The sequence below is a fragment of the Clostridium porci genome (genome assembly GCF_009696375.1).
Taxonomy (GTDB): Bacteria; Bacillota; Clostridia; order Lachnospirales; family Lachnospiraceae; genus Enterocloster; species Enterocloster porci.
In genome coordinates this window covers 1-19,409 of the sequence record NZ_VUMD01000006.1, presented here as the reverse complement: position 1 = coordinate 19,409, position 19,409 = coordinate 1, and the positions used below count along the sequence as shown (strand labels likewise).

Annotated in this window: 12 protein-coding genes; all 12 read left to right on the top strand. The window is 45.9% G+C overall.

Annotation, left to right across the window (positions count from 1 at the left end):
* Positions 1–160 precede the first annotated feature (160 nt).
* Positions 161–331, top strand: a complete 171-nt coding sequence (locus FYJ39_RS07815; protein WP_154471917.1) for a hypothetical protein — start codon at positions 161–163, stop codon at positions 329–331.
* Positions 332–747: 416 nt separating this feature from the next.
* Positions 748–1,416, top strand: a complete 669-nt coding sequence (locus tag FYJ39_RS07810; protein ID WP_154471916.1) for a PBECR4 domain-containing protein — start codon at positions 748–750, stop codon at positions 1,414–1,416.
* A gap of 96 nt (positions 1,417–1,512) precedes the next feature.
* Positions 1,513–1,914, top strand: coding sequence for a GNAT family N-acetyltransferase (locus FYJ39_RS07805; protein ID WP_154471915.1), 402 nt, complete (start codon positions 1,513–1,515; stop codon positions 1,912–1,914).
* 552 nt (positions 1,915–2,466) lie between these two features.
* The gene (locus FYJ39_RS07800) at positions 2,467–3,321 is read left to right on the top strand and encodes a hypothetical protein (protein ID WP_154471914.1); all 855 of its coding nucleotides are present in this window, start codon (positions 2,467–2,469) and stop codon (positions 3,319–3,321) included.
* Positions 3,322–3,457: 136 nt separating this feature from the next.
* Positions 3,458–11,239 (top strand): hypothetical protein, encoded by a 7,782-nt coding sequence (locus FYJ39_RS07795; RefSeq protein ID WP_154471913.1) that lies wholly within the window; start codon positions 3,458–3,460, stop codon positions 11,237–11,239.
* Positions 11,240–11,788: 549 nt separating this feature from the next.
* Positions 11,789–12,619, top strand: coding sequence for a hypothetical protein (locus tag FYJ39_RS07790; RefSeq protein ID WP_154471912.1), 831 nt, complete (start codon positions 11,789–11,791; stop codon positions 12,617–12,619).
* Between the two features lie 191 nt (positions 12,620–12,810).
* Positions 12,811–13,161, top strand: coding sequence for a hypothetical protein (locus tag FYJ39_RS07785; RefSeq protein WP_154471911.1), 351 nt, complete (start codon positions 12,811–12,813; stop codon positions 13,159–13,161).
* Positions 13,136–13,468: a hypothetical protein gene (locus tag FYJ39_RS07780; RefSeq protein ID WP_154471910.1), complete on the top strand. Its 333-nt coding sequence runs from the start codon at positions 13,136–13,138 to the stop codon at positions 13,466–13,468. The genes FYJ39_RS07785 and FYJ39_RS07780 overlap by 26 nt, the downstream gene beginning before the upstream one ends.
* A gap of 252 nt (positions 13,469–13,720) precedes the next feature.
* Positions 13,721–14,554, top strand: coding sequence for a hypothetical protein (locus FYJ39_RS07775; RefSeq protein ID WP_154471909.1), 834 nt, complete (start codon positions 13,721–13,723; stop codon positions 14,552–14,554).
* Positions 14,555–14,688: 134 nt separating this feature from the next.
* A complete protein-coding gene (locus tag FYJ39_RS07770) occupies positions 14,689–16,695 on the top strand; it encodes a hypothetical protein (RefSeq protein ID WP_154471908.1) in 2,007 nt (668 codons plus the stop codon).
* Positions 16,696–17,134: 439 nt separating this feature from the next.
* A complete protein-coding gene (locus FYJ39_RS07765) occupies positions 17,135–17,968 on the top strand; it encodes a hypothetical protein (protein ID WP_154471907.1) in 834 nt (277 codons plus the stop codon).
* A 159-nt stretch (positions 17,969–18,127) separates the two neighbouring features.
* Positions 18,128–19,409: hypothetical protein (locus FYJ39_RS07760; RefSeq protein WP_154471906.1), on the top strand; the 1,282-nt coding region annotated here is incomplete at its 3' end.

The following is a 19,409-nucleotide window of genomic DNA, read 5'->3' as shown; positions in this document are numbered from 1 at the left end:
CCATTTCAATCGGAAACAGTAGATTTGCAGTTAAATGAAAATGGGCTTTTTGCAAATTAGAAATGGCTTAAAATCAGAGTTTTTTAAGTGTATTCCCCGCACCCACGGGGGTGTTCCCTGGGGCTTTAAGCCTGCCAAGCCTCGCAGAGGTATTCCCCGCATGAGCGGGGTGATCCTGGCGGCGATGTACCGATTCGAGTATGGGTCCGGTTTTTCCTGCGTAAGCGGGGGCGATCCTCTGTTTTCCGAGGTGGATGCAGAAACGCACCGGTTTCCCCGTATCCGCGGGGTGATCCTACGATTCTTTGTAATTCCCAAACCGCCATTGTAGTTTTCCCCGCATCCGGGGGGGTTCCTTCTGTTGACCTTATCATCACAGGTGATTGCTTATATTCCCGCACCTGCGGGATGTTTCGCCTGTATACATATATAAAAATGCGATAGAAGCATTGACAATTTTTATAAAAACGCATATACTAATTATACAAACAGTAATGCTTGTGATGTTGCAGCATCTTAAGTTGTGGGCAACTGGAAGCCGGTAAAACTCCAGGTCCGAAATTGTACACTTATAGAGTGTACGAGGCTGGCGACAAGCAGGAATGTCGTAGACAGCTGGGAGTCTTCAAACCTAGATCCGTATTTACACACCTATAGGGTGTGTGAGGTTGACAACCAACAGGAAACTGCAGGAGCGGGAAACGTTAGGTTTCCCGCTTTTCTAATACATGAATGTCAAAGAGGACAATGATGGCTACACCATATACATTATCAGATAATCACAAAGAAAGATTACGAACGCTTGCGATTAGCGGGGCTCAAAATTTTAAAACTCGCTTATCAAACAAGGTATTTCGAGTTATTTGCGAAGATCATACTACGGAAGATGTACGTTTCTTTAGTGCAGACTTCAAACATCTGACAGGGCTATATAGTAATTTAGGCGATGAAGAATTTTATAATAATTGTGTCAATGGTACTTTAGATAAAGGGAACATTGAGACTATGCAAAAATATGAATGGCAAACATTAAAACGTAAAGGTCAGGATGTAGAGAGATTGTATGATCTTTTGTCTTCTGATACTGAGAAAACAGTGTTACTGAATGAATTAGAAACACATACCTATACTTTTCCCGTTGCAATTAAAAATCCTCTTTTAAATATGTGTGTTGCTTTCGCATCAGATGCTCATAAAGCTCGGAGTATGAGAAAGGCGAGTAATTCGCTCAACGCAACATCAACAAAAAAGGTTTTAGCAATATTTGCGAAACAATCTTACGAACCAAACTTTGGAGAAGTTGTATATATGTCTGATGCACTGAATGTCTTTCAAGGACACGAAGAATTATTAGACAGCCTGAATTCAACATTGCAAAAGGAATATTCCGAACAACTGCAAGCACAAAAGAAATAGGAATCATTTGGCACGAAAGGGAAAGATGAGCGCTTGAAATGATTATAGAGAAATACAATCATAGGACAATACATAGAAAAGATAAGGAGTAACAAATTGGAGCACGAATGCTATTTTGATAAATTGCAAAAATATATTCAGGAGAACTTTCCACAGTACGATATTCGACTGGAAGATCAATGTGATACTCTGTTTATTTCCATCAATAATGAAGTAGAGTGGTTGTCTCGTATCCAAATTACAACAGAGTATAATGGAAGGATTGCAGAAAAAATACGCATCAAAGGATTACATACAAAAGATGCATATAGAAAAAAGGGATACGCCACAGCCTTACTCAAAATTGCAGTATATTACGCAAAAGACGTTCGAAAAATTCATACAATTGTCGGACACCCAAGTGCTGGCGGCGGAGCAAACGCGTTGATGCAAGAGGAATTGGAGAAGTTTTATCAACATCATGTAGAAGAACAGGGACTTAAGATTGTATTTGAATAAAATTTAGAATGATTGAGCTGTGATGGATAAATCCTTCATGGCTCTTTTGAATTTAGATAAAAGCCTTACCAAAAATCTAAGAATTGAGTCCATAATTAGAATAGACAGTGTGGTCTACATGGGATGGTAATTCTGGGTAGAAATAGTACGAGAAGTATGTTGAAGCAGTTAAATGAAAATGGGTATTCTCCAGAATGGAAATGGCTTAAAATAAGGCTTCTAGCAAAGGAAAGTGATTGTATTCCCCGCACCCGCGGGGGTGTTCCTTGGGGTACGAGTGATCCAGTTATCATGGAGCAGTATTCCCCGCACCCGCGGTGGGTTTCTCACAACACCCCCACTCATAATTACCCTGTCTGCAGAGTCATCGAGGTTTTATAAAGCCAACGATGGCTCTGATTTTTTATCAAAAACATGGCAGACACAAAAAACAGACAAATTAAGTCAATTTTTGTTATCCGCAAGAAAATGGGTTTGCAAGAACGCAGGTTCTGCGGTACAATATTGACAGATTCTAAAACAGAAAATTTTTCATAAAGGAGAACAACAATCATGAAGATGAAGAAAATTGTAACGATGATGGCGGCTGCGGCCATGACTGCAGCAATGGCGATGACCGCTATGGCGGCACCGTTTGGAAGTTGGCAGCAGAATGAAAACGGATGGTGGTGGCAGCGTGAGGACGGAAGCTACCCGGCAAATTCCTGGGTGTGGATCGACGGAAACGCAGACGGCGTGGCCGAGTGCTACTACTTCGATGCATCCGGCTACATGGTCGCCGATTCAATCACATCTGATGGCTACACTGTAAACACAGACGGAGCTTGGGTAGCAAACGGTGTAGTTCAGGCGAAAGCTGTGAATGCCGACTTAGGCGGATATGAAACTGCTATGGCTGGTGGTGTGACGGCACCAGCTGCAGAAGGCGTTGTAATGGATGGAAAGAGCGTGGAGCAGATGACAATAAACATGAATCTTGTGAATACGCTTGGCAAAGCAGGAGCCATTGATTTGTTCCCAAACAAAACAAATCTGGAAAATCATGCTGCGTTCCAGTACAAATATGAATACAAAAATCAGCCTATCCTAATTCATGGTGGAATGGTGGATGGACAGTATTGGGTGCAGGATTATCTCGGTACAGCTGACCAGATTTTCAACAACTTTCCGAAAGCTGGCATTGAGTTAAATGCATTTTATGACAACTGTGGTTATGAAAGCCACGCATGGCAGCGACGTGTTATTGCGAGTTCCGGAAGTACAGATATGGTGTTCCAGTTGCCGACCGGAAGTTATCGGCTAGCTTGTGGAAGCGTAGACAAATACTGTAATTTCGATATTCTTTTAACAGCGGGTAATGATGGACAGTGGTATATCTACCCGAATAGCAAAGTGTGGTTACATTAAGGTAACATTGAAAACGAAAGCAAGGTTGCATTAGACCTTGCTTTTTTGTGTCTTAACCAATTCTTTGATTTTTCTGTCCATAATTGTAAAAACAAACGATTTTCGCAATTCAAAAACAAGGAGGCCAGAAAAGAAGATGAAAAAACACTGGAAAAAACGAGCGATGGCGCTTGCGATGGCTGTTGTGGTCGGCACAGGCGGCATATTGACGCACACGTACATAGATACGAAAGCCCAACCGTACGCCCCTATGAAAGCCACGGGATTGAGGCTGCAGTGGACGGACATTCCAACATCAAACGGTAAAGATTTTGGTTGGCCACGTAAAACCTACTTTGATGGCGGGAACAGTGAATTCAAGGATATGGATAATTGGTACGTGTATTGCGTAGCTAACCACTCTGGGCAGCCGGATATGGGAAGCGAAGCGTATTTGACACAGGATCTGCGGTTATCAGAATGGCAAAGTTTTAGCGGAACTGCAAATGCGCAGTATCCAATGGGATTTCCGAAAGAAAATGAGGACCCGTTAAAACAGTTCACCTTCTGCCTTGCTGCGGCCGCAACCGTCGCACCGGGAAAGCAGACTGACTCAGCTCTGAGGGATAAAATCTCCACAACGGTGGACTATATCCTGTCCCAGTCCATACATTTGGCGATTGAGGGACGTATGTCGATGCTTCCGGAGAAAGAAGCAATGATCCTTGACATCAGAAATAAAGAAGCGTCAAAGAAGGCATACTTTACCGCCATGGACCGAGAGTTCTATATTGAACCATGGACTGTGCCGTCAGGAAACCCAAACGAAGGTGAGACCCTGCAGCTGGAGCCAACAATCCGCCAGCAGGTTCTTGACCGCAGAAGCAAGTTCTTCGATGACGTCTGGGCAGCTGCAACAGTTCTGTATAACGCCATGCAAAACGGCGGCGACACCATGTCAATGTCAGCTCAGGTAGATCCAAATGACCCGACGAAGATTATCGTAACCGCAGACTGCTTCGGAAACAAAGACGTCTATGAGCGGTATTACTCCAAAATCTACTGCACAGGCGGACCTGGGTGGAGAATGGAGTCTTCCTCTTATGATGAAGCCACAGGTATTGCAACGATTATCTTCCAGGGAGCTGCAGATACAGATCTCAGTACGCTGAGTTTTAAGTTTAACGACCCATTGTACTTAACAGATCTTTCACAGCCGCTTCTTTATGAATTCGACTTTATAACGGAAGCCAAAAAAGGTGGTTATCAGACCATGTTCTGTGCGATGCAGAAAGAGCCAGATATTCATGTTTCAACCGGCCCTTCAGACAACCCCGTACCCCCAGGAGAAGGAAAAGTCACTCTGGAGATTCATCGCTACAAACACTCTGAAAACTGGCGGACAACCTATAACGTTGATTTAATCAAACTGGATTCTGAAACCGGAAAACCGTTAAAGGATTCCAGATGGGATGTATTGGAATACGACACCTTAGGAGAGTACAACCGTGTCGGAACGCAGCTCGGCGATACCTATTTGGACCATCCGGAGAGCGAAGCAAGTACGATTGGAACAAAATATAACTGGGCCAATGATGATGGCACACAGTTTACGCGATGGGATGATGCAGAACAAGATCCATGTATTCAGGACAATCAGATTACTGGAGAAGACGGATACCTGTATGAAACAAATACCGTCGGCGCCATCACAAGAGATAAGGCGCATTCCGATAGTTATCAGTACACCTATACAAAAGGCTATTGTACCGGTCACCCGAAGCCGATCGTGGAATATTATGAATGCACACATGAGCCGGAAGATGATTGTGACTGTGAAGAACTGAACGCAGAATTGGATGCGTTGGCCGAAGAGGCATGGCAGGAGCAGGTAGATTACTGTGAAACCCTGGCATCCGAAGGCGGCTTCTTCCATACCGCAGAAGAGGCAATCTCCGAAAGTGCAAAGCAGAAAATGGAATCTGATCGTGATGAATTCTACAATGACTTTATCAGTCTGACATACGAGTACAGCGCAAAGGAAATCGCTGCCAGAAACGGTTATAGTCTGCATGGAACACACACCGATGACATTCCGGTAGAACGCGTAGTCGTTCATTCCAGCGAGTATCTGGATGAAATTGCCGGAGGAAATAGCCGCACAGCAGTCGTATCGGAAAGTGACACCGAGCTTCCTTCAAAAGCAGAAGCGGAAGAAAAGGATGTAGAAGCAACGATGTCTGAAGCTGAAAAAGCTGTAGTTCCGAAAGAAGTGACAACCATTTCTGTTTCCTCTTCCGGAAGAGAAAAAGCAAATACTGCTAAAAAGAATACAAAAAAGGAAGTTCTTGACGTGGACATCTTTGCAGAAGATGAGGGTGGTAGCAAAGTCGAGGATGAAGACAGCATTGTTCCATCAAAACCAGAATCATCTAAGAAAGCGACAGAGTCAAATGCAAATGATGTCATCGATGATCCGGATATGGATTATGAGATTGATGCAGAAGATAATCTGGCAACCAAATCCGATGCCATCACAGATGACGATGTGAACGAACGTCCTTCCGCTTTTGACCGGTTTATCCAGAAAGTGAAGTCTCTGTTCGGTCTTGCAAAAGAAGAAAAAGAGGGCGGCAACGCACGCACTGACAGCGAACCTCCAAAGACAGAGGGCGTAGAGTATATTGGCGCCATAAACTTTGAAAACTCTGATGTCACAGCAAAATCACAGGGTAAGAGCGATATTGAGTGCTGGACATTCATCGTTTACGATCACCGTACCGAAGGAGAGATCCATTTTAACAAGCGAGATCTGGATCTTAACAACAATAAAACTGACTTTGATACCTACAGTAGAGAAAACGGCGACGGTACCCTGGAAGGTGCAATGTACGGACTATTTGCAATGACAGACATCATGCATCCAGACTCAGAACAAACTGCAGAAAATGAGAAAGACACCGGTATTGTATATAAAGCCGGTGACCTGATTGCCGTCACAACCACAGACCGAAATGGCGATGCGTCCTTTATGACCATTACGGAAGCACCTGGTATGACGTATGATTACGAGCAGGGCAAAATCATAAAACGCACAGATGCTGCCTGGGACGGACCTGGAAACCTGCACACCGAACAGGTAAAAGCAGATGTAGCAGTAAAGGATAACGAGAAATTTGTTGGCTGGAATGTTTCAGGTTCTTCCAAAGTGACATTAACCGACTCGGAGAATGGCGATGACAAACACGTTGGCGACCATTACGAGAAGCATTCCAGTAATCAGGGCCTTAATAAGGGCGTCGGACAGAATGACGGTATCACCTATCCGATTTCCAACAATGAAGATAACAATGGAAATTGCTGGATCGGAAGACCACTTATCGTTTCGGGAAAACACGCAGCTAACTACTACATCAAAGAGCTTTCACGTTCAGAAGGTTATGAACTTTCTGTATATGGTAAAGACATGACTCTTACCAACAGAGAGGCTTTTGCAACTGGCGGCGATTTGACGGTCGATGGTTCCGTAGCCATTGGAAAGATGAATATCGTACAGGAGGGAAGTGGAGATCAGATCACTTCCTATAACGATATTAAGATTTCCGGCGTCGATACCCAAAATGGCTTTGATGTTTCCTTGAAGAACTTAACGTCATTTAAGGATATTGCAGAGTTCTTTACGGTAAAAAAAGAAACACGAGAAGTAGAAAAAGAGATTACTGTAAAAAGGCCTGTAGTCGTACCAACGATTGCACAAAAAGACCAAATGGTAATCTTAAATGGCAAAAATGTGGAAGTGTCCAAAGGCCAGACAGAATACACATTGCCGGATGGCACAAGATTGCCAATTCGAAATACTGTTTGGGAATCTGGCGATAAACTTTATGCACCACAAAAAACCACAGCATATTTCCTTCCGTCCGCAGATGATTATAATGCAGCGACTGGCAATTCCTTTATGGAAAAGTACAATCACGCATTGGAAAAGAAAAGGTTTACCGTTCCAGGCCCGAATGATCCATGGATCTTAGTACCAAAGACTGGTTCAGAACAGACTGACTTTATCAACTGTACGAATCGTTTGACCGAATTTGCCGCATTCAGAGCTGTACGCATTACTGCAGAAACTGCATCAGCATACATTGTGCAGTATGCTCACCCAAGTAAACCGGAATGTCTGTATGACATGACAAACCAGATCGTCTGGGTGAAGAAAGATGTAACTGTAGATGGTGCAGCAAGTGTACTGTATGCAAAATATGATGCAGCAACACTGCCGATGCAAAATGGAAGATTTATCATCAATGACCAGATTCCAAGTAAAACGGAATTGACGAAATATGAAGATCTGTCTCAGATTACCTTTACTGACAACCCAGGAAAAACATACTGGACATATGCAGATGGAGAGCAGATGTATAACGATGATGGTACACCGGCTACCCACGAAGAAATTCAGGAATTTACCGAAATAGTGACTGTCCTGGAAGAATTTGCAGTAGAAACACCAGTAGATTCATCACTGGTTCGCTATGACGCATCTACCGGTACTTATACGATTCATTTTGAAAATGGAGAACATGAGCTCCGTATTCGTTATACAGAAGAAAGCACAAACGGCATTGCAAACGCAGTCTATGCGAAAAATAATGCAATCATCAGTTACTACATTGCACCGCAGAAAGCCGGAAGTTACATTGAAGACGTGCAGCTGGCTTACCCAGGTTCCGCCATCACAACTCAGGATGCCGGCACAATCAATGCACCGACCAAGGTGCAGGAGCGTCCGATCCGTCAGAAGATCAAGGTAGCCAAGGACATTCAGACGCTTCCGGAACCAAAGGTAGTCTGGTACTGCCTAAACTGTGGATTTGAGAACACAGACGGCAGCAGTGCCTGTGGTTACTGTCAGACGGCACGGACCACCGAAGAAACAAAGACGATCCGCTACGCACATGACACCTATTCCGCAGTCCATGCTGAGAACAAGGAGGCCAGCGGCGACAAGGGTGGCGTTCTCGACTGGCTGACGCAGCTGCTGAATGGTGGCGTCAAAGACCAGTCCGCAAAGGACGTGCCGGAGTTTAGATTTAAGGCATACTTAAAGTCCAACCTGGAGCGTCTGTACCGCAATCCGGACGGCGAGATTGTATGGCTTGACCGAAACGGCAACGTCATGACGCCGCAGTATTCCGACACCAACGGCGACGGCAACTACGACACCTTCACCTGGAAGTACCAGGATGCCTACGAGGGTAAGAGCGTGGACTGGCCGGAAAAGGACCGCGTGGCCGACGACGGCACACTGCAGTCTGCCAACGTCCAGAAGATCTACACCAAAGTAGAACATAACACTGACTCCGACACTACGTCCCAGAGAGCCAACAACGTATGGTCCACATACCTGACTCCTGGAACTAACCAGACCAACGAGGTTGCCGAAAAGATCGGTTATTCCACCTCTGAGAGAGTGGGCGGCAGCGGAAACAACGGCGATGCGTCCGGACTTGCGATCCGCAGCAGTGACGCACTGTACAGCTATTCCGGCACCAATGAGGATGTGGCACAGTCAGACAAGCTGAACGACCAGCCAAACACCGAATACGTGCGTCTGCTGGAGACCACCCAGAAGACCATGGAGGACGGCGCTGGGGCTACCCGTGAGGTGGAGCTTTACAACTACGAGAAGTTCTTCGATGCAATCCATGCGGCCAACCTGGACATCTGGGATGACGACATGCACTCCAGTTTCACTGGAACTTCCATGAAGAACTACCCGGGCCAGTACTGGTTTGAGACCTTCTATGAGAAGTATCAGCGTGATGACGCAGATCCGGACCACACCATGGAGAACATCGACGGAGCCGACAAGGACAACACGGCCGGCGGCGACAGGGACACGTCCTTTAAGCCGTTCCGATGGATCCGTGAGAACGTCTTCGGTGACCGCAGTGATTACGAGAAGTACCCGGCCGAACACAACGGCGAGAACACGGAGACTTCCATGAGTACCTCTGAGTTTGCAAAAGCAAACGCCGAGGCATCCGACGCAGTCAGACAGTTTGCTACCAAGTGGTACTTGGAGCAGGAGGCTGCCAAGCTCATGAAGAACAATGGCGTGGGCGAGGACATTGCAAAGAACGCCGATGGTGAGATCGTTTATGACGAAGCCATCTACGACGAGGCCCTGTTCAACGCAATCGCCAAGACCTACAACTACTTAAAGCCGTTCTACTTCTACGACTTAGACACCATCTACAGCGTGGAGTGGGACAGTGCAGCAAACGGCGGCGCCGATCAGGACTACACCACACTTTCTGTGGACTTGGACGACGCTGAGAAAACCTACAACGTATCTGCGTACCTGCCATACGGCGTGTACGTGGTTGTGGAACAGCAGCCGATGCGTCGTGACGATGCTGTGAATGATTGGGATAACCGCAGCTACACCATCGAAAAACCGAAGGAAGTCGTACTTCCGAGTGTGTATGACGATACCCAGTCAAACGACACCACCGACAACTACGATACGCATTACAACTACGATCCAAAGATGACCACGGAGGATCAGGCAAAGGCCGAGAACTACCTCATTCGTTTCGGAGAGGAGTGGTCCGACGAGGCTCCAAATGCCGGCCAGGACGAAAGACAGTACGTCATTCGTGCCCATGGTTACGACGGAGACTTCGAAGTTTACAAGTACGGTCTGGACGTTGACCTGATCAACAGCACAGAAAACCGCTATAGCAACGGCATCTCTGATGGATTTGCCTACGCCGGCTGGAAACAGGCCCAGGAAGAATTCGATCCTCTGAAAGACACCTACAACACGGAACACCGTGGCAAGGACGGAGCCGAGACAACACCGGCTGAGGAAGGCGGCAATGATGCGGCAGGCTACATGGGAGCCGACAAGACCAACGGCGTCGGCACAGCAAACGGATCCACCTACAATGGCACCGCCATTGAGAATCGCTACTTCTACGCAGGCATCTCCGAGGACAGAGGTCTGGCGGACAACGTGATGTTTAAGGGCGGCACCACGGACGACAACAATCCATCCGGCATGCAGTGGAAAGACGACGTCATTTCCATGACCGGCGAGCTGACAGCGTACGCTGACAAATACGCCGCCATGCTGGTACCGTGGACGGTAACGGCGCCGGCTGACCTGCATGAGTACAGCTCCGAGAACTTCTCCGGCTATGCGGACGTCAATGAGCGTGACGGATTCTACACTACGTTCCTTCGTATCAACAAGACCGACTCTGAGACAGGAGAGTACATCCTGCATGACGATGCGATCTTCGGATTGTACGCAGGAAGCCGCTACCAGAGTTTTGATGAGATTGAAAAAGACGCAAAGCTGATTGCAGACGCAACGGAGCGCGAGATGTTCCTGAATCAGTTCAAGCCGGGCGATGCGAAGTTCTATCTCAAGGACGCACAGATCAGCGGAACCCGTGAGTACCTGATGGGTATGGGAGCAAGGGACATTACCCCGATCCAGAAGAGCAGCGACATTCCGGCAGCCGGTGTGGCCATCGGCGAGATCTGTACCGGTATTGTACCGAAGGGAACACCGGTATGTGTGGAGAGCGAACGCATCATGCTGGGCGACCAGTTCGGTAACCGCACCGGCCAGATGACGGTCTACACCACAAACAACGACGTGAAGGTAGCCGGCGAGGAGAATGCGGCCGACAAGGTTTACGCAAACCAGAACACCGGATACATCGTCACTCCGCAGCCTGTGGGAGCTGGCGTGTACGTGCTTTTGGAGTTAAAGGCTCCGAACGGCTACGCACGCAGTAAGCCAGTGGCCTACGAGGTCTACTCGGACAAGACACAGTATTACGTGGATGGCGACATGTACCAGAAGGTGTCTGCTGTGCGATACACAGGGAACCTGATGGACGACATCGACTACGACAACTAAAGAAAGACCGCCTGGGAGAAATCCTGGGCGGTTTTAGCGTGCGTGCATATGCTAGACTTGGCTTTTACCAAAAATCCAAATATTCCGCCCATAATTAGAGTGCATGACAATGAACCACATGGGAACGTAATACTGGTGCAGCGTGGCAGATGAGCGCTGTGGCAGTTAAATGAAAATGCGCTTTCGCTAGAATGGAAATGGCTTAAAATAAGGCTTCTAGCAAAGGAAAGTGATTGTTTTCCCCGCACCCGCGGGGGTGTTCCTTGGGGTACGAGTGATCCAGTTATTATGGAGCAGTATTCCCCGCACCCGCGGTGGGTTTCTCACAACACCCCCACTCATAATTACCCTGTCTGCAGAGTCATCGAGGTTTTATAAAGCCAACGATGGCTCTGATTTTTTATCAAAAACATGGCAGACACAAAAAACAGACAAATTAAGTCAATTTTTGTTATCCGCAAGAAAATGGGTTTGCAAGAACGCAGGTTCTGCGGTACAATATTGACAGATTCTAAAACAGAAAATTTTTCATAAAGGAGAACAACAATCATGAAGATGAAGAAAATTGTAACGATGATGGCGGCTGCGGCCATGACTGCAGCAATGGCGATGACCGCTATGGCGGCACCGTTTGGAAGTTGGCAGCAGAATGAAAACGGATGGTGGTGGCAGCGTGAGGACGGAAGCTACCCGGCAAATTCCTGGGTATGGATCGATGGAAATGCGGACGGCACAGCCGAATGCTACTACTTCGATGCAGTCGGCTACATGGTCGCTGATTCAACCACATCTGACGGCTACACTGTAAATGTAGACGGGGCTTGGGTCCAGGACGGAGTGGTACAGAGACGAACTGTTGCCGCAGATCTTGGGGATGAAATTCTTGCAGCTGAAACAGCCGGCAGTCCCGTGGTGACTGACGGAGCTGTGATAGACGGAAAGAGCATCGCCCCGATCGTATTGAATACAGAACTCGCGGACTTGATTCGTACAGAAGGAAGCATGGAATATTTTCCAAATCGCACACAGGGATCACATCCTTTGTCTCCAACTGTAACGGAATACAAAGGAAAAACATTGAATATTGCAGGAAAAACCATGGTCACTGGATACTCTGGAACCGCAGGACAGTTTTTGACCATTCCTGCCCAGGGCATTGAATTGGATGCATTTTATGAAAACACTGGTTTTAAAAATAGTGATGGCGGACGACGAGCAGTTGCGTCCACTGGTTTAAGTGATATGGAGTTTGGCTTGCCCACTGGGTCATACCGCATGACACGTATGGATATAGGGAAAAGAGTGGTTACGATTCTCTTAACCGCTGGAACTGATGGACGATGGTATATTTATCCTGACAATGCAGCAACCTTAGGTTAATCATTCGACTTGAAGAAACTTTGTGATACAACAAAGTTTCTTTTTTTTATGCAAAGTTTTAGAGTTGCTATTTATGACAATGTGAACATAGGCGTGCGTACCAATTTTCCTGGAATATTTCTCATAATTGTAAGGATAGAACACGAAACATTCTGTTTATGAAAAAAGATGACCAAGAACGGAGGAACACAATGCGAAAAAGAAAACTGAAACAATGGCTCGCCCTTGGGCTGGCCGTCGCAATTGGGGCAGGAGGCATTCTGTCGCACAATTATGTTTACACACAGGCACAGCTGCACACTCCAATGAAAGCCACGGGGCTGAGGTTGCAGTGGACGGACATCCCCACGTCAAACGGTAAAGACTTTGGTTGGCCACGTAAAACCTACTTTGAAGGTGGAACAGGCGAGTTCAAGGACATGAACGGACGGTATACTTTCTGTGTAGCCAACCACACCGGACAGCCACCTCAAGGAACGGAAGCATGGGTCGCACAAACGTTAACAATCAATGAATATGAAGGATTTAGCGGTCATTCGTGAAGTACAGATTACGGAACTGACAGAAACTTGCTTGGAAGACCCCATCGAACTAAAGGCTTCCGCATGGATACCAGAAACCCTTGAAAAGCAGTGGCAGGAAGAATCGGATACAGCAGCCATTGGCACCTCCTATAAATTAACAAAACAATTCGAAGTCACAAAGAAAAACATTAGAAAGTGGACCGAAATTGTGACTGTTAAATTCGCCGGACGCGGAACGGAAATCTGTGAAGGTGCTACGGTACTGTTGGATAGGCTGCCGATAAACATAGGAGAAAATAAAGTGATACCAGTCTTTTTGGGATAAAAACAAGAAATTCTCCATGTTGGAATGTAAAGTATGTACCTCCTCAATACCTGTATGAATCTCTCTATGTTGGAATGTAAAGAAGATGACTCTATTTACAGTAAATAATCACATACAAAACAAAAAGCATGAAAATACATCAAATTTCCTTATCCGCAGGATTTAACGTTTGCAAGAACCCTGTTTCTGCGGTACAATGTAGTCAGATCCAAAAGAGACAAAAAAATTTATCAAAAAAAGGAGAATGATAGCATGAAAAAGAGATTTTTGATGGTGGCTACTGCGGCAGCAATGACTATGATGATGAGCATGACTGCACTGGCGGCACCGTTTGGAAATTGGCAGAACAATGACACTGGTTGGTGGTGGCAGCGTAACAACGGCAGCTATCCAGCTAATGAGTGGAAATGGATTGATGGGAATGGTGATGGCACTGCAGAGAGTTACTACTTCGATGTCAACGGCTATCTGGCGACCAACACTGCCGTGGACGGATATTCCGTAAATGCGGACGGTGCTTGGACGGTGGACGGTGTAGTACAGACTAGACCGGTTGCGTTAGATTTAGGTGATGAGGTGATGGCTGCACAGACTCAGATGCAGACGGCAACTGATGGTGCAGTCATGGACGGGAAGAGCGTAGAGCAGATTGTGGTTAATCCGGAACTTGTCAATACTATGGCTGCTGGTGGTACGGATTATTTTTCAAATAAAACGATTATTGAGCAAGGAACATGGGGACCAACATATTCTGTTCAGTATAATAACGCAACTCTACGAATTGAAAGCGGCACAGACAATTGGGTGAACTCAATATATGGTCCAGCTAAAGTGCTCCTTAATAACATTCCAGAGACTGGCATCGAACTGAATGCTTTTTACGACAATACTGGATATGAGTCTGTTTCAACAGCACGCAATGTTATGGCATCAACTGGAAGAAGTGATTCTATTTTCGGGCTTCCTACCGGTAGTTACCGCATGGGATGGGGGAATGCTGGAAAAAGACATTTTGAAATTTTACTGACAGCAGGAAACGATGGTCAGTGGTATATTTATCCTGACAGTCCGGTATTTATGAACTAATATTTTATAATAAAGATTATCAGAATGAAGAAGTTTTCGACGTACAGGAAAGCTTCTTTTTCTTTTATGTTTTACCAATTTTCTTCGTAATTTTTTCATAATTAAAAGAAAAAGAAACGGAGGAGTGAAAGTCAATGAGAAAACACAAAAGAGCCATGGCCGCTTTGTTAGTTGTCACACTGGCTGCCAGTCCGGTGATCGGTCGTTTTGTTGTGGATTCGTACGCAGTGCGTTACGATCCAAATGAGAAGAAAACAGGACTCAAGTTGATGTGGAGCGAAATTCCAACAACGGACGGACAAGGTTTTGGCTGGCCACGCAAGACTTATTTTGAAGGCGGTACAGGTGAGTTTAAAGACATGAACGGGCGGTACACCTTCTGTGTGGCAAACCACACTGGTCAGCCACCAAAGGGAACGGAGGCGTGGGTAAGCCAAGCACTTACAATTACCGATTATATGAATTTTAGTGGCAATGAAAACGTAAATTATGATGGTAACCAAAAAGACACTATGGATAAATTTGCCTTCTGCCTCGCCGCAGCTGCCGCAGTAGCTCCAGGGCAACAATCCCTTTCAGACTGCCGCAGTATGTATTCCACCACAGAGCTACAAATTATGGCGCAATCTGTACTACTGGCAATCGAAGGGCGTATGTCGAGAACTGCCGATCATGAAGCAACGGTTTTAACTATGGATAGAGCCGCTGCTTATAAAGCATACTGTAACGCTATGCAGTATGAATATCATTTAACACCTGAAACATGGGAAGGAACAACTACCCAACTTAATTCATCGATTACAGAAAAGTTGTTAGCAAAAAGAGAAAAATTTTTCAATGACTGCTGGGACGCCGCCATTGTCATGTACAATGCGATCCAGAACACCGAAGCAGGTGTAGCAGCAAATCGTATTGCGGCAACCCAGAATCCGGCAAACCCAAATCAGTATATCGCTACACTGCCATGCTACAACTTGCAAAGCGTGTGGGAATCCTATTATAAAAATATCAAACTGGGTGGAAAAGACATAGGACCGGGTGGCTGGAGAATCGTGAAAAACGAATATAATGCGACAACGGGAAATGCAGAAATTATTTTTGAAGGACCGGCAGGTGCTGATTTTACAAAAGCTGATTTTACCATTCAGTTTGACAATCAAGGATTTCTTACTGACTTGTCTCAGCCAGTGCTGTACGAGATGGACTTTACAACAAATGACCAAAAAATGGGTTTTCAGACCATGTTCTGCGCCATGCAGAAAGATATGTCCCTTACCCCAGGCAATCCCGGCGGAGGCGGCGGTGGTGGTGGAGAAGGCGGCGAAGGTTCTATCACCCTGGAAGTACACCGCTACAAACACAGTGAAGACTGGCAGACCACCTACAACGTAGATCTTCGGAAACTGGATTCCGAAACGGGCAAACCCCTGAAGGGTTCCCACTGGGACATTTTAGAGTACGACACATTAGGAGACTGGGGTGATGCCGGCACACAGTTGGGAAGTACCTATCTGGATCACCCAAAAGATGAAGCCTCCACCATCGGCGTCAAGTACAACTGGGCCAATGATAGCGGCACTCAGTTCACCCGTTGGGAAGATGAGGATGCCTGTAACCGAGATGATAATGTAACGGGAGCAGATGGTTATCTGTACGAAACCAATACGGTCGGGAATCCGACATCCACGAAGGCGCATTCTGATACTTATGATTATACTTATACGAAAGGCTATTGCACCGGACATCCAAAACCGATTATCGAATATTATGAATGCAATCATGAGGGGGGTGAGGACTGTGACTGCGATGAACTGAACGCGGAGCTTGCCAGGCTTGCTGAAGAAGCCTGGCAGAAGCAGGTTGATTACTGCGAGCAGCTGGCAGCCGAAGGTGGATTTTTCCATACAGCCGAAGAAAGTATTTCGGATGCAGCGAAAAACGAGCTGATTGCAGACCGTGACCAGTTTTATGATGACTTTATCAGCCTGACTTACGATTACAGCGCAGAAGAAATCGCTGCGAGAGACGGTTATATTCTGCATGGTAATCACACAGACGATATTCCAGTGGAACGTGTCGTGATTCATTCCAGCGAATATCTTTCTGAAAAAGCGGAGCGTCCTCCAATGCTGCTGTTTTAGAGCAAAGTGAAACAGAACTTACAACAGGAGAGGATTTAAACGGCGATCTGGCAACCGAATCCGAGGCAAAAAAAGAACTGGAAGTTTTACTCCCTAAAACACCAGCTTCCCAGCTTCTGACTTCAAAAGAGTCCGTTACGGAATCGGAAGAAGAAAAAGAAGAAGAAAGAGAAGAAGTAGCGGAATCAACGGAAAAGACAGAATCGGAATCAGAAACCAAGGAAACGCATAATTATAATGCAAACAACATCGTCTCAAATGTTTTATGCATGTAATAGCGATAAAGCCGCTGTATGAATCTCTCCATATTGGAATGTAAAGAAAAACTTCATGAAAATAACCCATTTTTCTTTATCCGCAAACTTTTCGGTTTGCAGGAACTTGATTTCTGCGGTACAATGTAGTCAGATTCAAAAATTAGATAAAGGAGATTTTTATTATGAAAAAGAGATTTTTAGTAGCGGCTGCGGCAGCAGCAATGAGTATGATGATGAGCATGACTACATTCGCGGCAATGGGATCCTGGCAGCAGAATGAAACCGGCTGGTGGTGGCAGAGAACGGACAGAAGCTATCCGACAAACGAGTGGAAATGGATTGACGGGAACGGTGACGGAACTGCAGAGAGCTACTATTTTGATCAAAATGGCTATCTGGCAACCAATACCGCTGTGGACGGCTACACGGTAAATGCGGACGGTGCTTGGGTGCAGGACGGAGTGGTGCAGACCAGACCGGCGGCACTCGACCTTGGGGACGAGGTGCTGGCCGCTCAGACTACTACGCAGACAAATACAGGAAATCCGGTCATGGATGGGAAGAGTATTGAGCAGATTGTGGTAAATCCGGAAATTATGGGGATGATGGGAGCAGGAGGAGTAGACCGGCTGCCGAACAAAACAGAAATTGGACAGGGAACCTGGGGGCCTACCTATAATGTCGATTATAATAGTGCAGTCTTACGAGTAGAGACAGATACAAGAGAAAATTGGGTAAGTTCATTTTATGGACCTGCTGGTACAATTTTTAACAATATTCCGGCTACAGGAATTGAGTTAGATGCTTTTTATGATAACTGCGGATATGAAAGTTATTCCGCCAAACGTCAAGTGATGGCTTCAACTGGAAGAAGCGACGAGATTTTTGGTCTTCCTGGTGGTTCTTACCGTATGGCATGGGGAAATGTTGACAAACATCATTTCGAGATCCTGTTAACTGCAGGATCTGATGGAAATTGGTATATCTATCCAGATAGTCCAACCTTCATTAACTAAATTGATACTGCGTGACGAAGTGTGATCATTAGCACTTCGTCTTTTTTTTTGTAAAGAAATTATATACACATCCAAATTTAATGAAAACCAATTTTCTCTATAAATTTCCCATAATTAACCTGATAGCTAATTACATTTTTTGCGAAAAGGAGGAAATTTATGAAATTAAAGCGAAAGACCAGGCGGATTCTAGCAGCTTTTCTGGCAATGTCGTTGTGCATCCCAACCGTTCTTCATTACATGGCAACCGCCTATGCCTTGGAATCCTGTGACAAATCCCACGAATGGACCGGACTCCATCTTTACTGGACCGATATCCCAACATCAGACGGTACTGCGTTCGGATGGCCAAGAAAAACATATTTTACAGGTGGAACTGGTGAATGGAAGGACATGAATGGAATGTATGTGTACTGCGTAGCAAACCATACTGGTCAGCCAGGGCAGGGAGCGGAGGCCATGGTTGGAAATCGTCTGACGTTAGATAAATATATGGAATTCAAAGGTAATGAAAGCATGGATTATGGAAGTCAAATGGAAACTATGAAAAAATTTACCTTTTGTCTGGCGGCAGCTGCAACCATTGCTCCGGGAAAGCAGTCAACCAGTGACTTGAAAAGTGAATATTCCACTACATACTTAGACATTATGGCTCAGTCTGTATTACTAGCAATCGAAGGACGAATGGGCCTTGGTGCAAGAATCACTACTATGGATAGAGCTGCTGCTTATCAGGCATATTGTAACGCCATGCAGTATGAATACCATTTGGATCCATACGAATGGGAAGGAAAGGTAACTCAGCTTCATCCCCAAATCGCATCTGAAGTTTTAGCAAACAGGGAAAAATTCTTTAATGACGCATGGGATGCGGCACTTGTCATGTATAATGCGATTCAAAATAACGCAGCCGGTATCCAGGCAAACCACATGTCTGCAGAAGTGGATCCGAACGATCCAAGTAAGTATATCGTAAAAATTAACTGTTATAACCTGCAGAGTGTATGGGATAATTACTATTCAAAAATATCCATTACGGAATCACCTGGCTGGTCAACGGAATCATCCCAGTATGATCCAGCAACCGGATATGGCACCATTGTTTTCAAGGGCTCAGCTGGGATCGATCTAAATAAAGATGGATTGAAATTCAAATTCGATAACCCTGGATTTTTAACTGATCTTTCACAACCCGTTCTTTACGAGTTTGACTTCTGTACCATCGGTCCAGATGGAACTTTACAGCACGGTGGCTTCCAGACCATGTTCTGTGCCATGCAGAAAGAACCTACCATTATCGTTGGCGGTGGACCTGGCGGCGGTGGTGGCGGAGGCGGCGGTGAAGGCGGCGAAGGTTCCATCGCTCTGGAAGTACACCGCTACAAGCACAGCGAAGACTGGCAGACCACCTACAACGTGGATCTCCGGAAACTGGATTCCG

Coding starts and splice junctions, on each gene's coding strand:
- FYJ39_RS07815 (WP_154471917.1), top strand. CDS start 161: ATGAGCGGGGTGATCCTGGCGGCGATGTACCGATTCGAGTATGGGTCC.
- FYJ39_RS07765 (WP_154471907.1), top strand. CDS start 17,135: ATGAAAAAGAGATTTTTAGTAGCGGCTGCGGCAGCAGCAATGAGTATG.
- FYJ39_RS07810 (WP_154471916.1), top strand. CDS start 748: ATGATGGCTACACCATATACATTATCAGATAATCACAAAGAAAGATTA.
- FYJ39_RS07785 (WP_154471911.1), top strand. CDS start 12,811: ATGCGAAAAAGAAAACTGAAACAATGGCTCGCCCTTGGGCTGGCCGTC.
- FYJ39_RS07780 (WP_154471910.1), top strand. CDS start 13,136: ATGAAGGATTTAGCGGTCATTCGTGAAGTACAGATTACGGAACTGACA.
- FYJ39_RS07775 (WP_154471909.1), top strand. CDS start 13,721: ATGAAAAAGAGATTTTTGATGGTGGCTACTGCGGCAGCAATGACTATG.
- FYJ39_RS07770 (WP_154471908.1), top strand. CDS start 14,689: ATGAGAAAACACAAAAGAGCCATGGCCGCTTTGTTAGTTGTCACACTG.
- FYJ39_RS07800 (WP_154471914.1), top strand. CDS start 2,467: ATGAAGATGAAGAAAATTGTAACGATGATGGCGGCTGCGGCCATGACT.
- FYJ39_RS07790 (WP_154471912.1), top strand. CDS start 11,789: ATGAAGATGAAGAAAATTGTAACGATGATGGCGGCTGCGGCCATGACT.
- FYJ39_RS07795 (WP_154471913.1), top strand. CDS start 3,458: ATGAAAAAACACTGGAAAAAACGAGCGATGGCGCTTGCGATGGCTGTT.